Annotated in this window: 1 protein-coding gene; it reads left to right on the top strand. The window is 44.4% G+C overall.

The annotated features are described in order from the left end of the window. Window positions 1-1,107: 1,107 nt before the first annotated feature. On the top strand, window positions 1,108-4,755 hold the full coding sequence (gene nifJ / locus V7K36_RS28490; protein ID WP_335121014.1) for a pyruvate:ferredoxin (flavodoxin) oxidoreductase: 3,648 nt from the start codon (window positions 1,108-1,110) through the stop codon (window positions 4,753-4,755). Window positions 4,756-5,014 lie beyond the last annotated feature (259 nt).

Raw genomic sequence — 5,014 nt, 5'->3', positions numbered from 1 at the left:
TCAATCGAATATGCTGCCATCTCTAAATAATCTGTTTTTTTACATCTTTCAAGTTTACAATCTTTGTGGCTGGTTTGATATCAAATTGCTGTAAGCAAAAAGGAGGCAGAAGATGTAATCTAAGAATATCTGATTTGATGTGATTAGTAATACATCATGAGTAGAAAACGTCTAGCGCGAAAAGGCAACCCAGACCTGCGTCAACAAAAACATCTGCCAGCGCCGCCCATTGAAGAAATCGAGAAAGAAATATTTTCATTGCTATCTCCGTGACGCTGTTCCTTATCTTGTGGAACATCAAAAGCTCTTTGGATTAGTCAAAACTAGGCGTAAGCGTCACCGAGAGATTGACGCTTACACCCAGCAAATTTGGGCAAAATCTTCTTAAGTTGACACCAATGGGGGTCGGGAATCTCTGATCAAAAATATTCCACAAATCAGGAAATTGCCCAAAGATCGGAAATCTAATTGACTATCTCTTATCTCGTTCCCAGTCTCAGACTGGGAATACCCGTCGTTGAGGCTCCGCCTCCCTTACTGGCGACAGAGCCACAATGAATAGTATTTCCAGCCTCTGGCTGGAAACGAGGTTTGAAAAGGGTTTTACCTTAAGTTGACACCAATGCCCGACCCCATACCCCACAAAAAAGAATAAATTGCTTTAAAGTCTTATCGAACAGAGACTTTGGTTATTGAGTACATTATTAATACATATTAATAGATGCAATATTGCGGATGAGATATTAATAGATGCAGTATTTATTTAAAGTTAACTGAAGAGCCGAAAATCATCCTGACTTTTTACGTTGTATGGAAAAGCCCACAAAAAACCTAACTCCCTAACGCCTTTCCAACGTGGGAAGGGGGAAAATTCAAAGTCTCTCTCTTTTTAGGAGAGAGGTTTTCCAGATACCGTGAAAAGTCAGAAAAGCCATCAGCAAATCATCTTTGAAACAAGGGTAAATCTCAGTGCAGTTCGGATAATATCCCCCTTTTAACAGTTATCAGTAACTCGTGTTCACTGATTTGTTGGCTCTGGCTATTTCTGATTCTTATATTTACACGTTCTGAATAATCCAGCTTAGAGGCGGGGACAAAAATCATATTATGAACAAAACCTTTGCAACTATTGACGGGAATGAGGCTGTCGCCCGTGTCGCTTACAAATTAAATGAAGTGATTGCCATTTATCCCATCACCCCCTCTTCAGCAATGGGTGAATGGGCTGATGCTTGGTCAGCAGAAAGTCGTCCCAACCTCTGGGGTACTGTTCCCAGTGTTGTGCAAATGCAGAGCGAGGGAGGAGCCGCTGGTGCTGTGCATGGAGCATTGCAAACAGGTTCCCTGAGTACCACCTTCACAGCATCTCAGGGATTATTGTTGATGATACCCAACTTCTACAAAATTGCTGGTGAACTGACTAGCGCTGTGGTTCACGTTGCAGCCCGCTCCCTGGCTACCCACGCTTTATCAATTTTTGGTGACCATAGCGACGTGATGGCAGCTCGTGCTACTGGTTTTGCTTTGCTGTGTTCCGCTTCGGTGCAGGAAAGTCAAGATTTTGCTCTCATTGCCCATGCTGCTACCCTAGAAGCGCGAGTCTCGTTTATGCATTTCTTTGACGGCTTCCGCACTTCCCATGAAGTGCAGAAGGTCAAACTGCTGTCAGATAGCGATTTGCGATCGCTCATCCACGATAACCTAGTACTCGCCCACCGCGCCCGTGCCCTCACGCCAGATCGTCCAGTTTTGCGGGGTACTGCCCAAAACCCCGATGTCTACTTCCAAGGACGTGAAGGCGCTAACCCTTACTACAACGCCTGTCCAGAAATTGTCCAGCGCATCATGGATCAATTTGGAGAACGCACGGGAAGGTATTACAAAATCTATGAATATTACGGGGCCAACGATGCCTCGCGCGTTATCGTTCTTATGGGTTCAGGTTGTGAAACCGTCCATGAAACAGTAGATTACCTTAACGCCCGTGGTGAAAAACTTGGTGTAGTGAAAGTGCGACTTTATCGCCCTTTTGATGTGCAAAGATTTGTTGCAGTATTGCCAACTAGTGTAAAAGCGATCGCTGTTCTTGACCGCACCAAAGAAGCAGGTAGCGCCGGGGAACCGTTGTATTTGGATGTTGTGGCTGCAATTCATGAAGCGTGGGGAGAAGAAGCAGGGGAGCAGGGAGCAGGGAGCAGAGGGGAGGATCTTCTCCCCTGCCCCCTGCCCCCTGCCCCTCTGCCCAAAATTATTGGTGGTCGTTACGGTCTTTCTTCTAAGGAATTTACTCCGGCGATGGTGAAGGGCATTTTTGACAACCTTGCCCAAGCTAAACCAAAAAATCACTTTACTATTGGGATTAATGACGACGTTAGTCATACTTCCTTGAGTTTTGATCCCAACTTCTCTACAGAATCAGATAATGTTGTTCGGGCAATGTTCTATGGATTAGGTGCTGATGGTACTGTTGGGGCTAACAAAAACTCCATCAAGATTATTGGTGAAGAAACCGACAATTACGCCCAGGGCTACTTTGTCTATGACTCCAAGAAATCTGGCTCGATGACTGTCTCTCACCTACGCTTTGGCAAAGAGCCAATTCGCTCCACTTACCTAATTGACCAAGCCAACTTTATTGGTTGCCATCATTGGGGATTTCTGGAACGCATAGATGTTTTGAAGGCTGCTATTTCTGGGGCGACTTTGCTATTTAACAGTCCTTATGATGCAGATAACGTCTGGGAAAATTTGCCACTGAAGGTGCAGCAGCAAATTATCGAGAAACATTTGAAGTTATATGTAATCGATGCTAGCCAGGTTGCCCGCGAAAGTGGCATGGGTGGAAGAATTAACACTATTATGCAGGTATGCTTTTTTGCCTTAGCGGGTGTCTTGCCACAAGAAGAAGCGATCGCTAAAATCAAACAAGCGATTGATAAGACTTATGGTAAAAAAGGCACAGAAGTTGTCCGCATGAACTTGCAAGCTGTAGACAACACCTTAGACAACTTGCATAAAGTTCATGTACCACAGACAATTCTCACTCCTAACTCGTGTAGAGACGCGATTAATCGCGTCTCTACTCTTAACTCCGCTCCCGAATTTGTGCGAGAAGTTCTGGGCAAAATCATGGTATGGGAAGGTGATGACTTACCTGTTAGTACACTACCAGTTGATGGCACCTTTCCCGTAGGTACTGCCAAGTGGGAAAAACGTAACGTTGCCGAAGAGATACCTGTGTGGGAGCCGGATGTCTGCGTACAATGTGGTAAGTGCGTGATGGTTTGTCCCCACAGTGCCATCCGTGCCAAGGCTTATCAAGTGGATGAGTTAGTCAATGCACCGGGAACCTTTAAATCAACTGGTGCAAAAGATAAAGACTTTGCCAATCAAAAATTTACTATTCAAGTTGCCCCAGAAGATTGCACAGGATGTACTATTTGTGTAAATATTTGCCCTGCTAAAGATAAATCTGAGCCATTGCGGAAAGCGATTAATATGGCACAGCAGCTACCTTTACAAGAGCAAGAGCGGAAAAACTGGGATTTCTTTTTGAGTTTACCCAATCCTGACAGGCGATCGCTAAAATTAAACCAGATTCGCCAACAACAACTGCAAGAACCTTTATTTGAATTCTCTGGTGCTTGTGCAGGTTGTGGTGAAACACCTTATTTAAAATTATTAACACAATTGTTTGGCGATCGCGCCGTCATCGCCAATGCTACAGGTTGTTCCTCAATCTATGGTGGGAACCTCCCCACTACTCCTTGGACAACCAACGCCCAAGGACGCGGCCCAGCGTGGTCTAATAATCTATTTGAAGATAACGCGGAATTCGGTTTTGGCTTCCGTCTTTCTCTCGATAAACAAGCTGAGTTTGCGGCGGAACTATTGCAACAATTGGGGAGTGAAATAGATGAAAACCTTGCTCAGTCTATCCTCAAAGCTGAACAAAAATCTGAGGCTGACATTTGGGAACAGCGCGAAAGGATAGAACTGTTGCAGCAGAGGTTAGATAAAATTCTAACTCTTGACCCCAATCTAAAATCCAAAATCCAAAATCTAAAATCGATTGCAGATTACTTGGTGAGAAAAAGCGTCTGGATTGTTGGCGGTGATGGTTGGGCTTATGATATTGATTTTGGCGGTATCGATCATGTAATTGCCAGTGGTCGAAATGTGAACATTTTAGTAATGGATACAGAAGTGTATTCTAATACAGGCGGTCAATCTTCCAAAGCCACGCCACGAGCAGCAGTTGCTAAATATGCCGCCAGTGGCAAGCCTGCACCAAAAAAAGACTTAGGGATGATTGCCATGACCTACGGAAATGTCTACGTAGCGAGTGTAGCCCTTGGTGCTAGAGATGAACATACTCTGAAAGCATTTTTGGAAGCGGAAGCTTATGATGGTCCATCACTGATTATTGCTTATAGCCATTGCATCGCCCACGGCATTGATATGACCACAGGGATGAATCATCAGAAAACTCTGGTAGAATCAGGTCGTTGGTTGCTATATCGGCATAATCCAGAGTTACTCAAACAGGGTAAGAATCCTTTGCAATTGGATATGCGATCGCCTAAGCAATCTGTAGAACATTCGATGTATCAAGAAAATCGCTTCAAAATGCTCACCAAGAGCAAACCTGACGTAGCCAAGCACTTATTAGAACAAGCGCAAGCTGAAGTAGATGCACGTTGGCAGATGTACCAATATCTGGCAAAGCGTGACATTCCCATCACCGAATTTTAGATTTTAAATTTTAAATTTTGGTGAAGCAGCGCGGTCTTGGGGAGTTTCCCCCATGAGTGACTGCACCAAGCCGTAGGGATTGAAGATTCTTGCAATGCCCATTGGTGTCAACTTAAGCAAAAAGGACGCAGAAGATGTAATCTCAGAATATCTGAATTGATGTAATTAGTGATACATCATGAGTAGAAAACGTCTAGCGCGAAAAGGCAACCCAGACCTGCGTCAACAAAAACATCTGCCAGCGCCGCCCATTGAAGAA

Origin of the sequence: Nostoc sp., assembly GCF_036919555.1 — a bacterium.
In the GTDB taxonomy this organism is placed as follows: Bacteria; Cyanobacteriota; Cyanobacteriia; order Cyanobacteriales; family Nostocaceae; genus Nostoc.
This window is presented reverse-complemented; position numbering and strand designations above follow the sequence as displayed.